Origin of the sequence: Noviherbaspirillum album (assembly GCF_035916955.1) — a bacterium.
GTDB classification, from domain to species: Bacteria; Pseudomonadota; Gammaproteobacteria; order Burkholderiales; family Burkholderiaceae_D; genus Noviherbaspirillum; species Noviherbaspirillum album.
This window is the reverse complement of sequence record NZ_JAWIIV010000004.1, coordinates 214,977-235,062: the sequence shown is the minus strand read 5'-3', so window position 1 is coordinate 235,062 and position 20,086 is coordinate 214,977. Positions and strand designations below refer to the sequence as shown.

Sequence of the window (20,086 nt, the reverse complement as noted above, 5' to 3'; positions counted from 1 at the left end):
TTTCTGCTTGGGACGGCAAACAGTGTATCAGCGATACGCGGGTTACTTCGTGGCAGGCGCGCCTGTTGTTGATGCTGTCGATGTTGCCGGGGTTGCAACTGCAGCAGCGGGGGTTGCAGCTGCAGGCGCGGCCGGAGTTGCCGGAGCCGCCGCTGCTGCCTGCGGCGCCGGCGGCACATACGGTCCGGGGTCGGTGCAGGCCGGCGTTTCCACGGTCGGCTTCTTCGCGCCTTCCTTGTTCTTCTGGTAATACGCAGCGGTCTTGTCCTGCGACAGGCAAAGTTTATAGGCCGCTACCTTCTCGCCCCATGCCGCCTTGTCCTTCGCGGCATCGGCGGCGGCCTTGGCTTCCGGCGTGGGAGGCGGCAGCTTGGCATGCGCCGCGCCGGCCGCCAGACCGAAAGCTGTGAAGGCAGCCAGTGTCAGACCAGATAAGCATTTCTTCATTGCATTCTCCTCAAACCGTCTTGACCGGTGCGCCGCCGCCTGCGGGCGGATTCGAGCGCACGCGCGGCACTTCGCCGCTCTGCACCTGCTCGTACCACAGCTCATGGTGTTCCCTGGCCCAGGTGTCGTCAACATAGCCGCTGCGCATCGCTTCATAGGCGCCCTCGGTGCCGATCGAGCCCATGTAGATGTGGCCGAGCGACATCGCGAACACCAGCACCGCCGCCACCAGGTGGATTACGTTGGCGACCTGCATCGTGCCTCGGGTATACAGCATGCCGGGCACCAGCATGTCGAGCACGAAGCCGGAGGCGCTGACGATCAGGCCGAGCAGCGTGACGCCGCCCCAGAACCACATCTTTTCGCCGGCATTGAAACGGCCGGATTTGACATGCTCCTTGCCGATAGCGCCGCCCAGGCGCTTGATCCATACCGCATCGGAACGGTTGGGCAGGTTGTCCTTGACGAAAATGACGAACATCACGATCAGCGACAGCGAGAACAGCGGGCCGACGAAGTTGTGGATGTTCTTGCAGGCATAGGCCAGCCAGCCGAACAGCGTATGGCCGAACACCGGCAGCAGCACGTATTTGCCGAATAGCATGATGACGCCGGAGATGGCGAGCGTCAGGAAGGTAATGGCCACCGTCCAGTGAGTGATGCGCTCGAGCGAGGTGAAGCGCTCGATCAGGCGGCCGGTGCGGGCGCCCTTCAATCTGATCGGACCCTTGATGAAGTACACCGCGGCCAGCGCGAGCACCGCGAGGATCAGCAGCCAGCCGCCGATCTGCATCAGCGGGCCGTTGCGGTATTGCCTCCATGCCTCGCCGGCGGTGGTCGCGCGGTCCTGTCCCGGGAACTGCGCCTTGGGCTGGATCAGCACGCCCATCTCCGGGCCGGGCAGGCTGGTATAGTGGTTCGTGCCTTCCTTGACCTGGCGCCAGACCGGCGCGTTGTTGCCGGGCTGGGTGAGGCTGCGTTCGGCCTGGTTCTGCTTCAGGATGTCGATCGATTCGACATTGAGCGGCGTTTGCGCCTGCGCTGCCGGCGCTGCGGCTGCGGAAGCCGGTGCTGCAACCGGCGTCTTCGCCTCTTGCGCATGCGCCGCGCCGCCGAGCATCAGCGACAGGGCAAGGCCGGTGATCCATGTTTTCATGATGGTTTCCCTTCTGCGGACCGGAGCGGCGCCGAGGCGCCGCCCTGACTGGAACGCTAGTTGGACTTCAGGTATTCGTTCTGCGCCTGTCCGCGCGTCTGCAGCTGCTTTTCCCAGCTGGCCTTGTCGCCGGCCTTCCAGCCCTGCTCCACATAGCTGTTCTTCGCGCCCTGCCAGGGAGCGGCATCGCTGCGGTTGGTGTTGTCGGCCGTCATGCTCTGGTCGAGTTCGCCGCAGCCGGCAAGTCCGGCCAGCATGGCCGCGCAGGCGGCGGATATCAGGATGCGCATCATGACTTGGTTCCTTCCGGCGCCTTGGCCTCACCGTTGGGCGCCTTGCCGTAGGCGGTGCCCCAGCCCCAGACTTCGCTGCCCTTGCCGCGCCGCAGGACGCGGCTGCGGAAGATGTCGGCCACCATGTCGCCGTCGCCGCCGAGCAGCGCCTTGGTCGAGCACATTTCGGCGCAGGCCGGCAGCTTGCCTTCGGCCAGGCGGTTGCGGCCGTACTTGTCGAACTCGGCCTTGGATCCGTTCTCCTCGGGGCCGCCGGCGCAGAAGGTGCACTTGTCCATCTTGCCGCGCAGGCCGAAGGTGCCGGAGGAGGGGAACTGCGGCGCGCCGAACGGGCAGGCATACGAGCAGTAGCCGCAGCCGATGCAGGTATCCTTGTTGTGCAGCACCACGCCTTCGTCGGTGCGGTAGAAGCAGTCGACCGGGCAGACCGCCATGCAGGGCGCATCCGAGCAATGCATGCAGGCCACCGAGACCGATTTTTCCTGGCCGACGATGCCGTCGTTGACGGTCACCACCCGGCGGCGGTTCACGCCCCACGGAACCTCATGCTCGTTCTTGCAGGCAGTGACGCAGCTGTTGCACTCGATGCAGCGCTCCGAGTCGCAGATGAATTTCATTCGTGCCATGTCGTGTCTCCGTCAGGCAGTAAAGCGTTCGATGTTGCAGATGGTGGTCTTGGTTTCCTGCATCATGGTCACCGAGTCGTAGCCGTAGGTGGTCGCGGTATTGACCGCCTCGCCGCGCACCACCGGGGCCGCGCCCTGGGGGTAGTACTCGAGCATGTCCTTGCCCTGCCACCAGCCCGAGAAATGGAACGGGATGAACGCGGTATCGGCGCCGACGCGCTGCGTCACCAGCGCTTTCACCTTGATGCGGGCGCCGGTCGGGGTCGACACGATTACGTATTCGCCGTCCCGGATGCCGCGGTCGGCCGCCGCCTTCGGATTGATCTCCACGAAGTTGTCCTGCTGCAGTTCGGCCAGCCACGGGTTGGAGCGGGTTTCCTCGCCGCCGCCTTCGTATTCCACCAGCCGTCCCGACGTCAGGATGATCGGGAATTTCTCGTGCAGCTTGGCTTCCACGTTCTTCTGCTGCACCGATTTGTACAGCGTCGGCAGCCGCCAGAAGGCCATCTTGTCGTCATGCGTCGGATACTTGGCCACCAGATCCGGACGCGTGCCGTACAGCGGCTCGCGGTGCTTCGGCACCGGGTCGGGGAAGTTCCATACCACCGCGCGCGCCTTGGCATTGCCGAACGGATGCACGCCGTGCACCTTGATGCAGACGCGCTGGATGCCGCCCGACAGATCGGTCTTCCAGTTCTTGCCTTCGGCCGCCTTCTTCTCCGCATCGGTGAGGTCGTCCCACCAGCCGAGCTTCTTCAGCAGCACATGGTCGAATTCCGGATAGCCGGTGGTGATGTCGGCGCCCACCGAATGCGAGCCGTCCTCGGCCAGCAGATTGACGCCGTCGCGCTCGACGCCGAAGTTGGCGCGGAAGTTGCCGCCGCCGTCCATCACGTGCTGGTTGGTGTTGTACAGGATGTGGGTGCCCGGATGCTTCATCTCCGGCGTCCCGTAGCAGGGCCAGGGCAGGCCGAAGTAGTCGCCGGTCATGTCGTAGCCGGTGGCCGCATCCTTGCCGCCCTTGCAGCGCAGCGTCTTCACGTCGAACAGGTGCATGTTCTTCATGTGCGCCTTGAGCCGCTCGGGCGACTGGCCGGTGTAACCGATGGTCCAGGTGCCGCGGTTGATCTCGCGCAGCATGTCTTCCGGCTCCGGTTCCATCATGCCGCCCTTGCCGGGCACCAGCTTGATCTTGGCGACGAGCTCCTTGCCGAAGCCGAGCTTTTCCGCCAGCTGATACATGATCATGTGGTCGGTGCGCGATTCGAACAGCGGCTCGATGACTTTTTCGCGCCACTGGATCGAGCGGTTCGACGCGGTGACCGAACCGGAGGTCTCGAACTGCGTCGCCGCCGGCAGCAGGTACACCGCGCGGTTCGGATTGAGTTCCTGGCCGTCGACCTTCATCGCCGCCATCGCCGCGGTGGCCGACGGATAGGGGTCGATCACCACTAGCATGTCGAGCTTGTCGAGCGCCTTCTTCATGTCCAGGCCGCGCGTCTGCGAGTTCGGCGCATGGCCCCAGAACAGCATCGCCTTGACGTTGTTGTCCTGGTCGATCAGCTCGTTCTTTTCCAGCACCGCATCGACCCAGCGCGAGACGGTGGTGCCGGACTTTTCCATCATCGCCTGCGACACGAACTGCTTCTTGATCCATTCATAATCCACGCCCCACACCGCCGCCCAGTGCTTCCAGGAGCCGGTGGCCAGGCCGTAGTAGCCGGGCAGGGAATCGGGGTTGGGGCCGACGTCGGTGGCGCCCTGCACGTTGTCGTGGCCGCGGAAGATGTTGGCGCCGCCGCCGGAGACGCCGATGTTGCCCAGCGCCAGCTGCACCAGGCAGGAAGCGCGCACCATCGCATTGCCGATGGTGTGCTGGGTTTGGCCCATGCACCAGACCAGCGAGGACGGCCGGTTCTTGGCCATGGTCTCGGCCGCCTTGTACAGCTCGGCTTCGGTCACGCCGCAGGCTTCCTCGACGCGTTCCGGCGTCCAGGTCATCACCTCTTCGCGGATCTTGTCCATGCCGTAGACGCGGTCGTTGATGTACTGCTTGTCTTCCCAGCCGTTCTTGAAGATGTGGTACAGCATGCCGTACAGGTACGGGATGTCGGTGCCGGAACGGATGCGGATGTACTGGTCGGCCTTGGCCGCGGTGCGGGTAAAGCGCGGATCGACCACGATCATCTTGGTGCCGTTTTCCTTCGCATGCAGCATGTGCAGCATCGACACCGGGTGCGCCTCGGCGGCATTGGAACCGATATACATGACCGCCTTGGCGTTCTGCATATCGTTGTAGCTGTTGGTCATCGCGCCGTAGCCCCAGGTGTTGGCAACGCCGGCGACGGTGGTCGAGTGGCAGATGCGGGCCTGGTGGTCGGTGTTGTTGGTGCCGAAGAAGGACACGAACTTGCGCAGCAGCGCCGCCTGTTCGTTGTTGTGCTTGGAGGAGCCGACGAAGAACACCGAATCCGGGCCGCTGGTCTTCCTGATATCGAGCATCCTGGCCGAGATCTCGTTGAGCGCCTGGTCCCAGCTGATGCGCTGGTACTTGCCGTTGACCAGCTTCATCGGGTATTTCAGCCGGTATTCACCGTGGCCGTGCTCACGCAGCGCCGCGCCTTTCGCGCAGTGCGCGCCGAGGTTGATCGGCGAATCGAACACCGGTTCCTGCCGCACCCAGACGCCGTTCTCCACCACCGCATCCACCGCGCAGCCGACCGAGCAATGGGTGCAGACCGTGCGCCGCACCTCGACCTTGCCGTTGCCGGTCGGCTTGGCGCCGTCGGCCGCCCTGGCCTTCTGGATCAGGTTGAGCTGGGAAGCGGCGATGCCGGCGCCGATGCCGATGCCGGAACGTTTAAGGAAAGTGCGCCGGTCCATTGTCGGCAGCGCGCGCGACAGGCTCTCGGACAGGCTGGACGTGAATCGATTGGGCGAGCGCTGGCCTGACTGGCCTTTGCGAGTCAACAGCATGGTCGTCTCCCGTAAGGGTTGAACGGTGGATTAAATGGTGGTAGTTCGGTAGTACTTCTTGATGTGTTCGGTCAGGCGGTAGCCGTCGCCCTGGGGCTCGGCGGCCTTGCCGTCCGCCTCGGGTGCGCTGGTCTTGGGGGAAAACTTTGCGGCGATGCCGGCCGCGGCGGCCAGGCCCAGTCCCGCGAAGAAAGTCCTGCGGGCTACCTTGTTCTGCTCTGCCATGATGTCGTCTCCTGGAGCGTTGTTCGCTCTGCCTGCTATTTTTTTTGAAACGCGTGAATTGCGTTTGGGTTGTTTCATGTACGCATATTGTGCATTTCAAAGTAGCACAATTTTTGTTGAATTGCACTGATTAGAACATTTGTCCATGTAGATTGATTGCAGGTGAAAAATTTTCATCTACGGAAAGTGTTCCCGTTTCAAGCCATGTCGAATGCCTGCATCTCCACCTCGAAAAAGCTCTTCGCCAATTGTGCGACCGCAGCATAGAAGCCTGCCTGCGGATGCTCGATGACGGCATCGCACATCTGTATCACCCACGGCTGCAGGTGGTCGGCGAAGAATTGCTTCTGTGTCGCCAGGTTGGCGTGCAGCGCATCATCCGACGCGATCAGGTAGCGCATCACTTCACACAGCGTGGCGATATGGTCTTCGCTTTCGGGCACATGTTCGTCGCGCTGCAGGCCCATCCGGTCGAGATCGGCGCGCAGTGCCGCCAACGGCTTTTCCATCAGGAAGCCGGACATGTAATATGAACCGTAGAGCATGAGGTCCGGCTTGCCCACGCCGATGAAGAGCGACTCGTACAGTTCGCGCAGGGATTCCGGATCGGTTTGCCTGCAAGCGGCTGCGACCTCGCCCCAGGCCTGCTGCAGGATGCCTTCGCCTTCCGTGGAGGAAGCGGCGATGGCCGCCAGCAGCTCTGCCGGCGGCGGCGCATAAAACAGCGCTGCCAGCAAGCCGTAGAGGTCGGCGCGGGCGGTTTCCTCGCCCTGGTCGGGAGCTTCGAATTTGAGCGCTTGGGCAGTAGTCATGTGTTCGTCGGCTTATCGGAGGTCGGTGCGATCGGCTTCGCGGCTTTAGCTTTACTGAAGCGCGCCATCATCGCTTCAGCTCCAGGATCGAGGTTTCCTTCCTGTTGTCCATCATGTCGATCACGCGGCAATCGGAGCACATCTTCAGGCGCTCGATGTTGCCGGCGAAGGCGCCGTGCAGCGACAGCTTGGATAGCATGTTCTCGATCATCTGCAGCGTGCCGAACGGTTTGCTGCAGCGCACGCAGTGATAGGGCTGGGCTTCGTTGAGCACCGCCGGCTGCTTCGCCGCATCGCCCAGCAGCAGGCGCGGCGTCAGGCTGATCGCGTTTTCCGGGCAGGTCTTTTCGCACAGGCCGCACTGCACGCAGTTCTTTTCGATGAAGCGCAGCTGCGGCAGGTTGGGATTGTCGATCAGCGCCGATTCCGGGCAGGCGCCGACGCAGGACATGCAGAGCGTGCAGGCCGAGGCATTGACGCTGACGCTGCCGAAGGGAGCGCCGGCCGGCAGCGCGATCTCGGTCTTCGGCGCCGGCGCATGCTTGAGCAAATGATCGAACGCGAACTCCAGCGTGGTGCGCTTTTCCGACGCGATGTTGAACGCGGCGCGCTGCGCCGGGACTGCGACGGGTGCATTCAACTGAAATTCCTGCAGCCGCGCATCGAGTTCGCGCGCGCTCGATGCGCGCAGCAGCACGACATGCTTTCCTTCGTAGCCAAGCCCGGCGAGGATGGCCTGCGCCACCTCGATCTGCTTTTCCAGCGCCGCCAGGTATTGCGGCGCTTCCTCGCCGCTGGCCAGCACCAGCACATTGGATGCACCGTGCGCGATCGCCCCCAGCCAGCCGTCGATGCCGACCGAGGCCACGTGGTGCAGGTCCACCGGCATCACCCGCGCCGGCAGGCCGCGCAGCGCGCCGGTGCCGGCCTGGCGGCCGAGTTCGAGCAGCATCTCCGCGCCCTTCGCCTGGCTGTGCAGCAGCAATGCGGGCTGGCGGCCGCCGGCACTGGCATACGCGGTCAGCATGGTCTTGATGCGGCGTCCGAGGTCGGTCGCGCGAGGATACGCATAGCTGAGCGCGCCCGACGGGCAGACCGTGGTGCAGGCGCCGCAGCCGACGCACAGGTTGGGATTGACCTTGATATGGTTGCCGGCATGGCCGATGGCCTGCGCCGAGCAGACTTCGACGCAGGCATTGCAGCCGATGGTCTGGTTGCGGCTGTGCGCGCAGATCTTTTCCTTGTAGACGAAGAACTTCGGCTTGCTGAATTCGCCGACCATCTGCGCCATCTGCAGCGCCTGTTCGGCCTGCGCGAAGGGATCGGCGCCGGGCGCGAAATAGCCCTGCGGCGGCTGGTGCAGCGCGATCAGCGGCTGGTCGGACAGGTCGAAGATCAGGTCGAAGTCGCCGCCGCGCCCGGTGTCCTCCCGCAGGAAGTCGATGGCGCCGATGGCGCCGCAGGCCTTCATGCAGTCGCGGTGCGAGCCGCAGGCATCGAGGTTGACCTGGTAGTTCAGGTCGATCGCATTCTCGGGGCAGGCGCTGATACACGCATTGCACCGGGTGCAGAGTTCGAGGTCGATGGGATTGGCCTGCTGCCAGCGCACTTTGAAGGCGCCCAGCCAGCCGTCGATGCTGACCCTGGTGCCCGAGAACACCGGCATGCTGCGCTCCGGCAGCGCCTGCCCGGCATCGCCGGAAGTCAGCAGCATGCTCACCTGCAGCTGGGACGACAGGCGCTTCGCCCAGGGCAGCACGCGCGCGGCCGGGCCGATCAGCAGCGCCTGGCCGCCGGAATCGTAGTCGACGGTGGGAACCGGCTCCACGTCGGGCAGCGCGGCGGCGGCCAGCAGCGCCGCCATCTTCGGCAGCGATTGCTTCGCCTCCCTGCCCCAGCCGCCGGATTCGCGCAGGTTGACGAAGCGTATCGGCGCCACCGCCTGCTTCTGCTCGGCCAGTTCGGAAAACAGCGCCTGTTCCTGGGTGCAGCCGACGACGACACGGTCCACGCCCTGCAGCGTGTCGAGATAGCCGCCGACTTCGCGCCGGCACAGCTGGCTGGCCGGCTTGAGCGCCGCCGTGCCGAGCGCCTCCCCAAGCGCCGCGCCGGCGGCGGCATCGAGCGGCATGGTGTGGTTGCAGCTGCAGACTTTATATTGGGTGGTCATGTGAAGCCTGGTTCGGAGTCGTGTTGAGGTCTTGCCGCTGTTGCGCGGCCTGATCGGTATCCGCGCCGGATGTGGAAGCGGGGTCGGAGGGCGATGCGGGTGCGGTGACGGCAGCCTGCGCCGCCGCTTCCATGGATGGCGCGGGTTCGGTGTCTTCCACCGCCTGCTGCAGCAGGCGCATCAGCGGATTCTCTACCTGAGACAGCGGATCGAGCAGCGCCTGCGCATGATTGAGCGATGCCAGGATCTGCGGCGTCATCGGCTGGAACTTGCTGTAGTCGTCGATGTAGACGTCCAGCCCATCCATCACGTTGAATTGCGGATCGGCGAACAGCTTCTTCATCGCCGAGCGGCGCACGTTTTCGTCCACGCCGCGCGCGACGAAGGGCTTGAAGTCGGATTCCGGCGTCAGTGCGGCGACCTCTTCCAGCGTGGGCGGAGGGCGGGGCGCGTCATCCACCGGTACCGGCTGCGCGTCTTCGGCCGGGGCTGCCTGCTTTTTTTCATCGGCCGCTTCGGCGTTGCGCTTCGACCAGCGCGCGAAAAAGCTTTCAGCTTCCATGGGCCTTTCCTTCCTCGCTCGCCATCTGCGCCACGCCGGCACCGCCTTCGAAGGAAGGCTTGCGCCGCTTCTTCTTCGGCTCCGGCCGGTAATGCTGCTCCACGAAGCGGCGCAGGTGCTCGATGATCTCGGCCGGCGCGGGCAGGGTGTCGACGCGCTCGCCGCCATCCATCAGCCGCGCGGCTTCGTTGTAGGACAGCGTGACCTGCTTGGGCACGGCGACTTCGGCGCCGTCGATCTCTTCGATGCGCCACATGATGAACCAGCAGGGAACCGCGGAATCGATGTTGAGAAAATAACCCTCCGCCTCGTCGGTGTAGAGGCGCACGTCGAACCCGCCGAACAGCCAGCGGGTATCGGCTTCCTCGCTGCGCAGGCAGCGCACGGGTTCACCCTGTATAGGAATGCCGATGGAAAGCTCGATCGGCTTCCATGCGTAAGGCTGCCAGCGGTTGGCGATTGCGGTGCGCTGCATCACCACGGCGACCGTTAGGGCTTCTGTCTCCATCTTTTCTCCAGGACTCGGGGCGGTCCTGTGCCTTCAAATTATGCTGACGTAATAGTGCGCCAAAAAAAGGAAAATTGCAGGTGCTTTTTACAGCGGCGCGGCCGACAGGTGAAAATTTTTCCTGTTGCGCAGGTGTAAGGATGGTGAAAGGAAAGACTGCAGGGGGAGACGGAGTGCGCAGGCATGAGCGCAAATGCGTTCATGCCTGCGAGAGACGGAGAACTAAAGGGCAGGGCGGCTCAGTCGTTCTTGATGACGATGCTCGGGAACTTGCTGCTCATGTCCTTTGCCTTTTCGGCAACCTTGACCGCCACCTTGCGGGCGATGGCCTTGTAGATGTCCGCGACCTGTCCGTCGGGATCGGCCACCACGGTCGGGCGGCCGGAGTCGGCCTGCTCGCGGATGGACATGGTCAGCGGCAGCGCGCCCAGGAAATCCACGCCGTATTCGGCGCACATCTTTTCGCCGCCGCCCTGGCCGAAGATCGGTTCCGCATGGCCGCAGCTGGAGCAGATGTGCACGCTCATGTTTTCCACGATGCCGAGGATGGGAATGCCGACCTTCTCGAACATCTTCAGGCCCTTGCGCGCGTCGAGCAGCGCGATGTCCTGCGGCGTGGTCACGATCACCGCGCCGGTGACCGGCACTTTCTGCGACAGCGTCAGCTGCACGTCGCCGGTGCCCGGCGGCATGTCGACGATCAGGTAGTCTAGGTCGCGCCAGTTGGTCTGCTCCAGCAATTGCTGCAGCGCCTGCGTGACGATGGGGCCGCGCCAGACCATCGGCTCGTCGGGATCGATCATGAAGCCGATCGAGGAGACCTGCAGGCCATGGTTTTCCAGCGGTTCCATGGTCTTGCCGTCCACCGTTTCGGGGCGGGCATTGATGCCCATCATCATCGGCTGCGACGGGCCGTAGATGTCGGCGTCGAGAATGCCGACCTGCGCGCCCTCGGCCGCCAGCGCCAGCGCCAGGTTGACCGCGGTGGTGGACTTGCCGACGCCGCCCTTGCCGGAGGCGACGGCGATGATGTTCTTGACGTTCGGCATCAGCTTGACGCCGCGCTGCACGGTGTGGGCGATGATCTTCGAGGTGACATTGACGCTGACGTTGCCCGCGCCCTCCACCGCGCGCACCGCGGTGATCACGGCCTTGCGGATGCCGTCCATCTGGCTTTTGGCGGGATAGCCGAGTTCGACGTCGAGCATGACGTCGGCGCCGTCGAGGCGGATGTTCTTTGCCGACTTGCCAGACACCAGATCCTTGCCGGTGTTGGGATCGACGACCTGGGACAGGGCGGCCTTGACTGCTTCAATCGAAATGCTCATTGCTTCTCCTGAATAGATGGCTGAAGTCTAAACCAGATTGCCGTTCCCGCGCTCGGACTTTGCATGGTCCCGGCCGTCCGGCCATCCGGATGTGCGGCCGGCGCCCGGGGCCGGCGCTGCCTGCAGCGGCTGCATCGACACGGATGCGATGCAGGAACTACAATGTCCGCCACTCCCGGCCCTTCACTTCCTATGGAAACAGAACATGACGATCGCACCTGAACAGATCACCGGACTGATCCTCGCCGGCGGACGCGGCTCGCGCATGGGCCATGTCGACAAGGGATTGCAGACTTTCCGAAGCGCACCCATGGTGTTGCATGTGATCATGAGACTGTCGCCGCAGGTCGGAACATTGATGATCAATGCCAACCAGAACATCGGCCCTTACGAAGGTTTCGGCTTTCCGGTCTGGCCGGATCAGCTGGGCGGCTTCGAAGGCCCGCTCGCCGGACTGCAGACGGGGCTCTCGCATTGCGAGTCAGAATACCTGGTGACCGCGCCCTGCGATTCGCCCTTCCTGCCGCAGGACCTGGTGCCGCGCCTCGCCGCCGAGCTGGAGGCACGGGATGCCGAGCTGGCGGTGGCGGTCACGGAGGAAGACGGACGCCGCCAGCCGCATCCGGTGTTCTGCCTGATGAAGTCCTCGGTGCTGCCCAGCCTGACGGTTTTTCTGCAGGCCGGCGAGCGCAAGATCGACAAATGGTACCGTTCGCTCAGGTTTGTCGAAGTGCATTTTCCGGATGATGCCGCGTTCCGCAACATCAATACCCTCGAAGAGCTGCGCCGCTTCGAATCCGCCTGATCCGTCTATTGCGCCGTTCAACTTTCTTCAGAAGCCATCCACGCCGCCATGCCAAGCCTCTCCGAAGTCATCAGCTGCCTGTCCGATTACGATCCCAACGCGCTGCCGGTCGCTCAGGCGCAGCGCATCATCCGCGATGTCGTCGCGCCGGTCGAGGCGGTGGAAAAGGTGGCGCTGCGCAGCGCGCTCGACCGCGTGCTGGCGCACGACATCATTTCGCCGATTAATGTTCCCCAGCATGACAATTCGGCCATGGACGGTTATGCGGTGCGCGGCGCCGATCTCGCTCCCGGGGCGCCGGCGACGCTGCAGATCGTTGCCACCATCCATGCCGGCGGCCGCTTCGAGGGCGCGGTGCAGGCAGGCCAGTGCGTGCGCATCATGACCGGCGCGCCGATGCCCGCCGGCTGCGATACCGTGGTGCCGCAGGAATTCACGCAGGATGCGGGCGAGGGCCGGGTCACGATTCCCGCCGACGCGGTGAAGACCGGCGACAACCGCCGGCTGCGCGGCGAGGACCTGGAAGCCGGCAAGCCGGCGCTGGCGGCCGGAAAGATCCTGCGCCCGGCCGATCTCGGCTTGCTGGCTTCGCTCGGCATCGCCGAGGTGCCGGTGCGGCGCCGGCTGCGCGTGGCCTTCTTTTCGACCGGCGACGAATTGCGCTCCATCGGTGAACCGCTCGACGCCGGCTGCGTCTATGACAGTAACCGCTACACCCTGTACGGCATGCTGAAGCGGCTCGGCTGCGAAATCGTCGACATGGGCGTGGTCAAGGATGACCCGGCTTCGCTGGAGCAGGCGTTCCGCATCGCCTGCGAAAGCGCCGACGCGGTGATCACTTCCGGTGGCGTGTCGGTGGGCGAGGCCGACTATACGAAGCAGATGATGGCGGCGCTGGGCGACGTGACGTTCTGGACGATCGGCATGCGGCCCGGCCGGCCCATGGCCTTCGGAAAGATTTCCTCGAATGGAAAAAGCGCCTGCCTGTTCGGCCTGCCCGGCAACCCGGTGGCGGTGATGGTCACCTTCTATTTCTTCGCCCGCGATGCGCTGCTGCGCATGATGGGCGCGCAGCCGTCGAGGCTGCCCCTCATGCGCGTGGCGTCGGCGGCGCCGGTCCGCAAGAAGCCCGGGCGCACCGAATACCAGCGCGGCATCGTGTCCACCGACGAGGATGGCGTGCAGCGGGTGCGCATCACCGGCGCCCAGGGTTCGGGCATCCTGCGCTCGATGTCCGAAGCCAATTGCATCGTGGTGCTGCATCATGAACAGGACAAGGTCCAAGCCGGCGACATGGTCGACGTGCTCCTGTTCGAAGGCCTCATCTAACACCGAAGCGCTCCCCATCGTCCTGCGGCTTATCCGGCATCATCGTTTTCGCCGGAACAGCCCCGGCATGCCCTTGTCAAACTCCTGAAATATTACCGGACGGCGTTCGCCTGAATGCCGCCCACGGACTTCGGAAGCAGGAGCAAGAGGAGCGTCATGATCAAACTCGAGCAGGTTCATCTCCTTGAGGCAAGCCTTGGCGGGCAAAGCAGCACCGCGATGGACCGGATCAAGGCGGAGCCGAGCAAGCTGCCTGCGCTGCCGCCGGACGCGATGATCATCATTCCGGTGCGCTACCTCGTGCTGTTTCCCGGCATGATCGTACCCATCAGCGTCGGCCGCGAAAGCTCGATCGCCGCGGCGCAGGAAGCCGTGCGCGGCGAGCATGAGATCGGCCTGCTGCTGCAGCATGATTCGGAGCATGAAGCGCCGACCGCCGACCAGCTCTACCAGGTGGGCACCGTCGCCAGCGTCCTGCGCTATCTCACCTCCGACGAAGGCGGGCATTACATCGTGTGCCAGGGGCAACAGCGCTTCCGCATCATCGAGTTCCTCGACGGCTATCCTTTCTATGTCGCTCGCATCGAGCGCATTGCCGGCTCGACGGAACAGGGCACCGAGATCGAAGCGAGGCTGCACCAGCTCAAGCAGCTGTCCACCGAAATCATCGACCTGCTGCCGCAGGCGCCGCCGGAACTGGCCGCCGCCGCGCAGAACATGACATCGGCCGCAGAACTCGCCGACTTCGTCTGCGGCCTGATGGACCTGCCGCTGGTGCAGAAGCAGCAGATCCTCGAAACCCGGGACCTGGTGCCGCGCCTGGATCACGTGATCAGCCATCTTGCCGAACGCATCGAAGTGCTGCGCCTGTCCGAGGAAATCCATGCGCAGACCAAGGAGCGCATGGAAGACCGGCAGCGCGAGTTCCTGCTGCGCGAGCAGCTCAAGACCATACAGCACGAGCTCGGAGAAACCGAAGCCGGCGACGCCGAAGCCGAAAAACTGGCCGAAGCCATCGGCAGGGCCGGCATGCCGCCCGAAGTCGAGGCGCATGTGCGCAAGGAACTGCAGCGGCTGAGGCGCATGCCGGAAGCGGCCGCAGAGTATTCGATGCTGTGCACCTACCTGGAGTGGATGACCGAGCTGCCATGGTCGAAGCGCAGCGACGACCGGATCGACATCGCCGAGGCTCGCCGCATTCTCGACGAGGATCATTTCGGGCTGGACAAGGTCAAGCGCCGCATCCTCGAATACCTCGCGGTGCGCAAGCTCAACCCCGAGGGCAGGAGCCCCATCCTGTGCTTCGTCGGCCCGCCAGGCGTGGGCAAGACTTCGCTCGGCCAGAGCATCGCCCGCGCCACCGGCCGCAAGTTCGCGCGCGTGAGCCTGGGCGGCGTGCACGACGAAGCCGAGGTGCGCGGACACCGGCGCACCTATGTCGGCGCCTTGCCGGGCAATATCATCCAGGCGTTGCGCAAGGCCGGCACGCATAACTGCGTGATGATGCTCGACGAAATGGACAAGCTCGGCAGCGGCGGCATGCACGGCGATCCTTCCGCCGCCCTGCTGGAAGTGCTGGACCCGGAGCAGAACAACTCGTTCCGCGACAATTACCTGGCGCAGCCCTTCGACCTGTCGAAGGTGATGTTTATCGGCACCGCCAACATGCTCGACACCATTCCCGGTCCCTTGCTCGATCGCATGGAAGTGCTGCAGCTGCCCGGCTATACCACCGAGGAAAAGGCGCAGATTGCCCGCCGCTACGTGATTCCGCGCCAGCTCGAAGCCGACGGCATTACACCGCAGCATTGCGAGCTCAGCGATGCCGCGCTCGATGTCCTTATCCGCGACTACACTCGCGAGGCCGGCGTGCGCAGCCTGGAACGCGAGATCGGCAACGTGTTCCGCCATGTGGCGATGCGCATCGCCGAAGGCGAAGGCGGCACAGAGGCCTTGCGCATCGAGGCAGGCGACCTGGCCGAGATCCTGGGGCCGAAGAAATATGAAAGCGAACTGGCCATGCGCACCAGCCTGCCGGGCGTGGCCACCGGCCTGGCCTGGACCGCCGCCGGCGGCGAGATCCTGTTCATTGAAGCCAGCCGCACGCCGGGCAGCGGCAAGCTTATCCTCACCGGACAGCTCGGCGACGTGATGAAGGAAAGCGCGCAGGCGGCGCTGACGCTGGTAAAGGCGCATTGCGCGGAACTGCAGATCGATGCCGACCTCTTCGAAAAGCAGGACATCCATGTGCACGTGCCGGCCGGCGCCATGCCCAAGGATGGCCCGAGCGCGGGCGTGGCCATTTTCGTCGCGCTGACTTCACTGGTGCGCGACCGGCCGGTTGCCAGCGACTGCGCGATGACCGGCGAAATCAGCCTGCGCGGCATGGTATTGCCTGTGGGCGGCATCAAGGAAAAGGTGCTGGCCGCGCTGCAGGCCGGCATTAAGGTGGTGATGCTGCCGGCCCGCAACCGCAAAGACATCGACGACATTCCCGAAGCCGCGAAGCAGCAGCTGCGCTTCGTGTGGTTGGACACGGTGGACGAGGCGCTGCATGAGGCGATCGGAAATTTGATCATTGATGATCTGGCGTAAGGGCGACGTAGCAGGCGGCAACGCAATCAAACCCGCTCCACCTCCACCAAAATCCGCCGTGCCAGCCGCGCATTGACCAGCGGCGCATGCGCAATCTCCTGCGCCGGCAGCCGCACCCGATACCGCGCGAACAGCGCGGACATTGCTCCCGCAGCCATTGCCTGCGCAAACTCCTTCGCCGCGCAGTGATGCATGCCCGCCCCAAATGCCAGATGCACATCATTGTTGACGCGCCCCGGATCGAATTCGACCGGCCGCTCGAACACGGCAGGATCGCGATTGGCCGCCGCCAGCACCAGCAATACCGCATCGCCCTTGCGCAGCCATGTGCCGCCGATCTCGATGTCTTCAATCAGCACCCGCCGCGTATTGTGGATGGGCGGATCGAAGCGCAGGGTTTCCGTCACCCATGCCCGCCATTCCGCTGAAGACATCCGCGATGGTTCGCAAGGCTGGTGCATTGCCTGCAGCAGCACGTTGGCGAGCAGGCCGCGGCCGGCATCCACGCTCTGGATCAGCATGCCGATCAGGTTGGCGTTCAATGCGGCACGCGCCTCGGCATCGCCTTCGCCTTCACCGGCCTGCAGGCCGGAACATTGCCGAAGATGCCTGTCCACGAACGGATACACCGCACCGATCACGGCGTCGACATCGGCAAGCTGCTGCGGCGATTTGTTCGGCAGCATGACCTGGGTCAGGCGGGCGCCGAGGGGAAGCAGGCGTTCGATGTCTTCGCCGGAAAAGCCGAATCCCTTCATCACCGCCAGCATCGGCAACTTGGCGCAGACTGTCTCCACCCAGTCCAGCTGCCGCGCATCGCCGACCAGTTCGTCGAGCAGATCCGCGATCCTCGCCGGCTGCAGCTGATCGAACAGGCGCGTCAGGCCTCGGCGGAAGAACACATGCGACGGCGGATTGGCAAGACGCGCCAGCCTGCCGGCCACCAGCCGGGCCGTCTCGCCCAGCCGGCTTTCGCTGCCGGGGTTGAGCGCGGGAATATGCGCAGCCTCGCTCTGCAGCAGCCGCATGCAGTCGGCGTGCCGGTACACCGCCCAGATGCGGTTGGCAGGGTCCCATGCGACCGGCCGTTGCAGCAAATGCCTCGCGTAGACGGCGAAGGGCTCGGCGACATCGGATTGCAGGAATAACAGGTTTTCCATCGCTGGCCTCATTGACGCGAAACAGCGGGAAACCGCTGCGGCGCCTGCAGGCGATCGAACAGACCATAGTCGCGCAGCACTTCGCCGAAGCGCATGCCGTGCCGGCTGGCCGTATCGTCATCTGCAACAGCTTCGGCATTGACATCGGCAAGGCCGATCAGCCTGCTTTCATTCGCCAGGCTCTGAAAACGCCGGCCGCTATCCCGCTCGGGAGGATCGTCCTGAAGAACGATCAGCGATTGCGCCGGCGCAGCCGGAAACTTGTCATGCATGCGCACCACGCGCAGCCGGTAGTCGTCGAACACGCCGCCGCGCCCGGCTTGCTGCGCCGCATGGTGTTCGCCATGCCCGCGCCATGCCACCAGCGCGGCTTCATGCCGCCAGTACGACAGCGACAATATCCAGCCGGGAGCGGTGAGGCAGCGGAAACGCTCGATGGAAACAAAGCCTTCGATCCCGTCCAGGCGCGGGCGCAGCGCCGCAGCAGTGTCGAGATAGCGTTGATAGCCGGAAGGCGAGGGCAGAACTTCGAATACGACGGCGAACATGAACACTCCTGTTGATTCGGCCCGAAAAACGGTTCATTTTTGGGTCGCTGATCTCACCCTCTCCCTCTGGGAGAGGGTTGGGGTGAGGGGGAACCGGCTCAATTTTTATCGGGCCGGATCTCTGAAGATGTTCCAATGTTAGGATCGTTTTCCCTTCAATATTTCATCATGGGGTGAAGCATGGAATCCGCTGTCCAGATTGCAAGAGTGGCCGCCCTGCTGGGCGATCCGGCGCGGGCCGCGATGCTGTGGCTGCTGATCGACGGCCGCGCGAGGCCGGCGGGCGAACTGGCGTTCGCCGCCAACGTGTCGGCGCAGTCGGCCAGCGGCCACCTGTCCAAACTGGTGGAGGCCGAACTGCTGCGCGTCGAGACCCAGGGCCGGCACCGCTACTATTGCCTGGCGAACCATACCGTCGGCATTGCGCTGGAATCGCTGGCGGCGATCGCGCCGCAGCCGGCGCCGCGTCCGCTGCCGGCATCGATGGGCACGCCGCTGGCGATGCGCTTCGCCCGCAGCTGCTATGACCATCTTGCCGGCGAACTGGCGGTGCAGATGCTGGAGCGCTTCGAGGAAAGCGGCTTGCTGTCGCGCAGCGACAAGCAGATGGAATTGTCGGCCGAGGGCGAGCAGGCTTTCAGCAGTGTCGGCATCGATCTCGACGCACTGCGCGGCGCCCGGCGCCAGCTTGCCTGCGGCTGCCTCGACTGGAGCGAACGCCGCTTCCATCTCGGCGGCGCGCTCGGCGCGGCGCTGCTGCAGGCCATGGTGGAAAGGAAATGGCTGCTGCGCGGGCAGCAGCCCAGAGTGTTGCAGCTTACGCCGCGCGGCAGGCAAGGGTTGAAGCAAGCCTTCGGTCTGGAGGCATGAGCGAATCAGCCGCCCGGTCTCTCGCTCAGTCGCTCAGTCACTCAGCGCCACGTCGCCCGCCGCCGCCGAACGGCTGCCGGGCAGCGGCTGGTTGCTGCGGCCGCGGTAGGCGAACACCACCGAGGTCTTCACCTTGTCGCCGTTGTTGCGGCCGGCCGCATGGAACAGGCCGCTGTGGAAGAACAGCACATCGCCCGGCTGCAGCTCGACAGTGATGCCGCGCTCGAAGATCGCCTGGTTGTCTGCCACATCGGGCCGCAGGAAGTCGAGATCGTCGAGCTGTTCACGGCGGATATCCAGCCGGTGCGAACCCGGAATCACCTTCAACGCGCCGTTGGCCTCGACTTCGCTGCCGAGCGCCAGCCAGACCGAGACCAGCTCGTTGCGCATGAACGACCAGTAGCGGATGTCGCGGTGCCAGCCGGTCGCGGTACCGAAGTTGGGGTGCTTGGTCATCACGCAATTGTGGTGGGCCAGCGTCAGGTTGACCGGCTCGCCGAGCAGCTGCCGCAGCCATTCGGCGATGCGCGCATCTTCCGCCCACTGCCTGAATGCCGGGTCGCGCTGGTAGGCCGCGCGCAGGCGCCGCACCGTCCTGCCGCCCGGCGCATCGAGCGAAGCGGGCGCGCCGGCATAGCCGACTTCGGCTTCATACTCCACCGGCGCCACCTGTTGCCGCAGATGCGCCTGCGTGACGGCTTGCATCGCCGCGCAGGCTTCCGGCGCGGCCAGCCCCCTGAACACCAGGTAACCATCCTGGGCAAATTGCGCGAGCTGGGATGCGGAGAGCGGCATCTCGATGTCCTCCTTGAATGCTGAACGATGCTGAAACTGGGAAAGACTCAACGTTAGCGCAAATCGGCAGGGCGTGTACAAAGTGGGAAGCATTTCTGCCATGCCGCGGGTGAAATACCGGATGGAAAAAGGGATTACTGCAGCGAGACATCGCGCTGCAGCGCGCTTTCCAGCCGCACTTCGATGCGCATCTGGCTCTTGACCGGCGCACCGTCGATCTGGCCGGGCAGGAAACGCGCCTGCGCGAATGCCTCGATCAGCCGCTGCGCATGCATTTCCGGCAGCACCGATTGTTCGGCGGCGACGCGATCGATGCCGCCTTCCTCGTTGATGAACAGTCTCAGAATCACGGTCTGCGCCGGAACGCCTTCGAAGGCGAGGCGGGTGGTGGCGTCGTCTAGCACCGCCGGACGCACGCTCAGTTCGCGCAGCAGGTAGTAACGCGGTTCCGGCAAGGTGCCGGAAGCTGTCTCGGCGGGACGCGGCGGCTGCGGTGTGTCGGAAATGCTTTCGCTAGCGACGGGCGGCGGAGCGGGAGCGGCCGGAGCGTCGGCCGAGCGGCGCAAAGGCTTCTGCGACGGCGGTAGGGACAGGATTTGCCGGGGCTGCAGCCGGTCTGGCGACGCTGTCGCAGGTGTCGAAGATGCAGGAGGTGCCGCCGGGGCCGGCGCTGCACGTGACGAAGAAGCTTGCGCCAGGCTGACCTGCAGCACGCGCGGCGCCTGCGCCTGAATCGGCGCTTGCGTTTGTGCGTAAGCCCCCTGCGAACCGATGTGCTGCGACAGCAGCAGCAGCGCCGCGAGGTGCGCCGCCACAGACAGGCAGAGCGGGAGCGGCCGGTAACGCGGCACCCGCAGGGCCGCCATGGCCGTTGCCGCCAT

At 64.7% G+C, this 20,086-nt stretch carries 19 protein-coding genes; 4 read left to right on the top strand and 15 right to left on the bottom strand.

The genetic code is table 11. The features are described 5' to 3' along the window. Nucleotides 1–42: 42 nt before the first annotated feature. The 11 genes from RY831_RS07345 to apbC form a co-directional block, all read right to left on the bottom strand. Entirely contained in the window at nt 43–447 is a 405-nt protein-coding gene (locus tag RY831_RS07345) for a hypothetical protein (protein WP_326505666.1), read from the bottom strand. A gap of 10 nt (nt 448–457) precedes the next feature. Beyond that, complete coding sequence (locus RY831_RS07340) at nt 458–1,603, bottom strand: formate dehydrogenase subunit gamma (RefSeq protein ID WP_326505665.1); 1,146 nt, start codon at nt 1,601–1,603, stop codon at nt 458–460. Nucleotides 1,604–1,659: 56 nt separating this feature from the next. After that, complete coding sequence (locus RY831_RS07335; RefSeq protein ID WP_326505664.1) at nt 1,660–1,896, bottom strand: hypothetical protein; 237 nt, start codon at nt 1,894–1,896, stop codon at nt 1,660–1,662. Beyond that, a complete protein-coding gene (gene fdh3B / locus RY831_RS07330; protein ID WP_326505663.1) occupies nt 1,893–2,522 on the bottom strand; it encodes a formate dehydrogenase FDH3 subunit beta in 630 nt (209 codons plus the stop codon). Before fdh3B ends, RY831_RS07335 begins: the two co-directional genes overlap by 4 nt. A 12-nt stretch (nt 2,523–2,534) precedes the next feature. Beyond that, nucleotides 2,535–5,498 carry a formate dehydrogenase subunit alpha gene (locus RY831_RS07325; protein WP_326505662.1) on the bottom strand — a complete coding sequence of 988 codons (2,964 nt, stop codon included), beginning with the start codon at nt 5,496–5,498 and terminating at the stop codon, nt 2,535–2,537. Between the two features lie 30 nt (nt 5,499–5,528). Next, on the bottom strand, nt 5,529–5,723 hold the full coding sequence (locus RY831_RS07320) for a hypothetical protein (protein WP_326505661.1): 195 nt from the start codon (nt 5,721–5,723) through the stop codon (nt 5,529–5,531). Between the two features lie 197 nt (nt 5,724–5,920). Continuing rightward, nucleotides 5,921–6,535, bottom strand: a complete 615-nt coding sequence (locus RY831_RS07315) for a TorD/DmsD family molecular chaperone (RefSeq protein ID WP_326505660.1) — start codon at nt 6,533–6,535, stop codon at nt 5,921–5,923. Nucleotides 6,536–6,602: 67 nt separating this feature from the next. After that, the gene (locus tag RY831_RS07310; protein WP_326505659.1) at nt 6,603–8,705 is read right to left on the bottom strand and encodes a 4Fe-4S binding protein; all 2,103 of its coding nucleotides are present in this window, start codon (nt 8,703–8,705) and stop codon (nt 6,603–6,605) included. Further along, nucleotides 8,689–9,267 carry a DUF3306 domain-containing protein gene (locus tag RY831_RS07305; protein WP_326505658.1) on the bottom strand — a complete coding sequence of 193 codons (579 nt, stop codon included), beginning with the start codon at nt 9,265–9,267 and terminating at the stop codon, nt 8,689–8,691. Before RY831_RS07305 ends, RY831_RS07310 begins: the two co-directional genes overlap by 17 nt. Next, nucleotides 9,257–9,775: a DUF3305 domain-containing protein gene (locus RY831_RS07300; RefSeq protein ID WP_326505657.1), complete on the bottom strand. Its 519-nt coding sequence runs from the start codon at nt 9,773–9,775 to the stop codon at nt 9,257–9,259. Before RY831_RS07300 ends, RY831_RS07305 begins: the two co-directional genes overlap by 11 nt. Nucleotides 9,776–10,014: 239 nt before the next feature. Continuing rightward, entirely contained in the window at nt 10,015–11,103 is a 1,089-nt protein-coding gene (gene apbC, locus RY831_RS07295) for an iron-sulfur cluster carrier protein ApbC (RefSeq protein ID WP_326505656.1), read from the bottom strand. Nucleotides 11,104–11,308: 205 nt separating this feature from the next. Here apbC and mobA point away from each other — a divergent pair, with 205 nt between their 5' ends. The 3 genes from mobA to lon all read left to right on the top strand — a co-directional run bounded on the left by mobA (nt 11,309) and on the right by lon (nt 15,832). Continuing rightward, a complete protein-coding gene (gene mobA, locus RY831_RS07290; protein ID WP_326505655.1) occupies nt 11,309–11,908 on the top strand; it encodes a molybdenum cofactor guanylyltransferase MobA in 600 nt (199 codons plus the stop codon). Nucleotides 11,909–11,956: 48 nt separating this feature from the next. After that, nucleotides 11,957–13,237 (top strand): molybdopterin molybdotransferase MoeA, encoded by a 1,281-nt coding sequence (gene moeA, locus RY831_RS07285; protein ID WP_326505654.1) that lies wholly within the window; start codon nt 11,957–11,959, stop codon nt 13,235–13,237. Between the two features lie 219 nt (nt 13,238–13,456). Further along, nucleotides 13,457–15,832 carry an endopeptidase La gene (lon, locus tag RY831_RS07280; protein ID WP_326505740.1) on the top strand — a complete coding sequence of 792 codons (2,376 nt, stop codon included), beginning with the start codon at nt 13,457–13,459 and terminating at the stop codon, nt 15,830–15,832. Nucleotides 15,833–15,858: 26 nt separating this feature from the next. Here lon and RY831_RS07275 read toward each other — a convergent pair whose 3' ends face one another. Together RY831_RS07275 and RY831_RS07270 are read right to left on the bottom strand one after the other, a co-directional pair. Further along, nucleotides 15,859–16,992, bottom strand: a complete 1,134-nt coding sequence (locus RY831_RS07275) for a cytochrome P450 (protein ID WP_326505653.1) — start codon at nt 16,990–16,992, stop codon at nt 15,859–15,861. 8 nt (nt 16,993–17,000) lie between these two features. Beyond that, entirely contained in the window at nt 17,001–17,540 is a 540-nt protein-coding gene (locus RY831_RS07270; RefSeq protein ID WP_326505652.1) for an antibiotic biosynthesis monooxygenase family protein, read from the bottom strand. A gap of 180 nt (nt 17,541–17,720) precedes the next feature. Here RY831_RS07270 and RY831_RS07265 point away from each other — a divergent pair, with 180 nt between their 5' ends. Further along, nucleotides 17,721–18,410 (top strand): ArsR/SmtB family transcription factor, encoded by a 690-nt coding sequence (locus tag RY831_RS07265; protein WP_326505651.1) that lies wholly within the window; start codon nt 17,721–17,723, stop codon nt 18,408–18,410. Between the two features lie 33 nt (nt 18,411–18,443). On the opposite strand, the gene RY831_RS07260 is transcribed toward RY831_RS07265, so the two are convergent. Both RY831_RS07260 and RY831_RS07255 read right to left on the bottom strand, forming a co-directional pair. Beyond that, the gene (locus RY831_RS07260) at nt 18,444–19,211 is read right to left on the bottom strand and encodes a phytanoyl-CoA dioxygenase family protein (protein ID WP_326505739.1); all 768 of its coding nucleotides are present in this window, start codon (nt 19,209–19,211) and stop codon (nt 18,444–18,446) included. A 128-nt stretch (nt 19,212–19,339) separates the two neighbouring features. After that, complete coding sequence (locus RY831_RS07255; protein ID WP_326505650.1) at nt 19,340–20,086, bottom strand: energy transducer TonB; 747 nt, start codon at nt 20,084–20,086, stop codon at nt 19,340–19,342.

What these genes read in the sequence shown, in the direction of transcription:
- RY831_RS07345 (WP_326505666.1), bottom strand. Translation starts at nt 447, where the DNA reads ATGAAGAAATGCTTATCTGGTCTGACACTGGCTGCCTTCACAGCTTTC.
- RY831_RS07340 (WP_326505665.1), bottom strand. Translation starts at nt 1,603, where the DNA reads ATGAAAACATGGATCACCGGCCTTGCCCTGTCGCTGATGCTCGGCGGC.
- RY831_RS07335 (WP_326505664.1), bottom strand. Translation starts at nt 1,896, where the DNA reads ATGATGCGCATCCTGATATCCGCCGCCTGCGCGGCCATGCTGGCCGGA.
- fdh3B (WP_326505663.1), bottom strand. Translation starts at nt 2,522, where the DNA reads ATGGCACGAATGAAATTCATCTGCGACTCGGAGCGCTGCATCGAGTGC.
- RY831_RS07325 (WP_326505662.1), bottom strand. Translation starts at nt 5,498, where the DNA reads ATGCTGTTGACTCGCAAAGGCCAGTCAGGCCAGCGCTCGCCCAATCGA.
- RY831_RS07320 (WP_326505661.1), bottom strand. Translation starts at nt 5,723, where the DNA reads ATGGCAGAGCAGAACAAGGTAGCCCGCAGGACTTTCTTCGCGGGACTG.
- RY831_RS07315 (WP_326505660.1), bottom strand. Translation starts at nt 6,535, where the DNA reads ATGACTACTGCCCAAGCGCTCAAATTCGAAGCTCCCGACCAGGGCGAG.
- RY831_RS07310 (WP_326505659.1), bottom strand. Translation starts at nt 8,705, where the DNA reads ATGACCACCCAATATAAAGTCTGCAGCTGCAACCACACCATGCCGCTC.
- RY831_RS07305 (WP_326505658.1), bottom strand. Translation starts at nt 9,267, where the DNA reads ATGGAAGCTGAAAGCTTTTTCGCGCGCTGGTCGAAGCGCAACGCCGAA.
- RY831_RS07300 (WP_326505657.1), bottom strand. Translation starts at nt 9,775, where the DNA reads ATGGAGACAGAAGCCCTAACGGTCGCCGTGGTGATGCAGCGCACCGCA.
- apbC (WP_326505656.1), bottom strand. Translation starts at nt 11,103, where the DNA reads ATGAGCATTTCGATTGAAGCAGTCAAGGCCGCCCTGTCCCAGGTCGTC.
- mobA (WP_326505655.1), top strand. Translation starts at nt 11,309, where the DNA reads ATGACGATCGCACCTGAACAGATCACCGGACTGATCCTCGCCGGCGGA.
- moeA (WP_326505654.1), top strand. Translation starts at nt 11,957, where the DNA reads ATGCCAAGCCTCTCCGAAGTCATCAGCTGCCTGTCCGATTACGATCCC.
- lon (WP_326505740.1), top strand. Translation starts at nt 13,457, where the DNA reads ATGGACCGGATCAAGGCGGAGCCGAGCAAGCTGCCTGCGCTGCCGCCG.
- RY831_RS07275 (WP_326505653.1), bottom strand. Translation starts at nt 16,992, where the DNA reads ATGGAAAACCTGTTATTCCTGCAATCCGATGTCGCCGAGCCCTTCGCC.
- RY831_RS07270 (WP_326505652.1), bottom strand. Translation starts at nt 17,540, where the DNA reads ATGTTCGCCGTCGTATTCGAAGTTCTGCCCTCGCCTTCCGGCTATCAA.
- RY831_RS07265 (WP_326505651.1), top strand. Translation starts at nt 17,721, where the DNA reads ATGGAATCCGCTGTCCAGATTGCAAGAGTGGCCGCCCTGCTGGGCGAT.
- RY831_RS07255 (WP_326505650.1), bottom strand. Translation starts at nt 20,086, where the DNA reads ATGGCGGCAACGGCCATGGCGGCCCTGCGGGTGCCGCGTTACCGGCCG.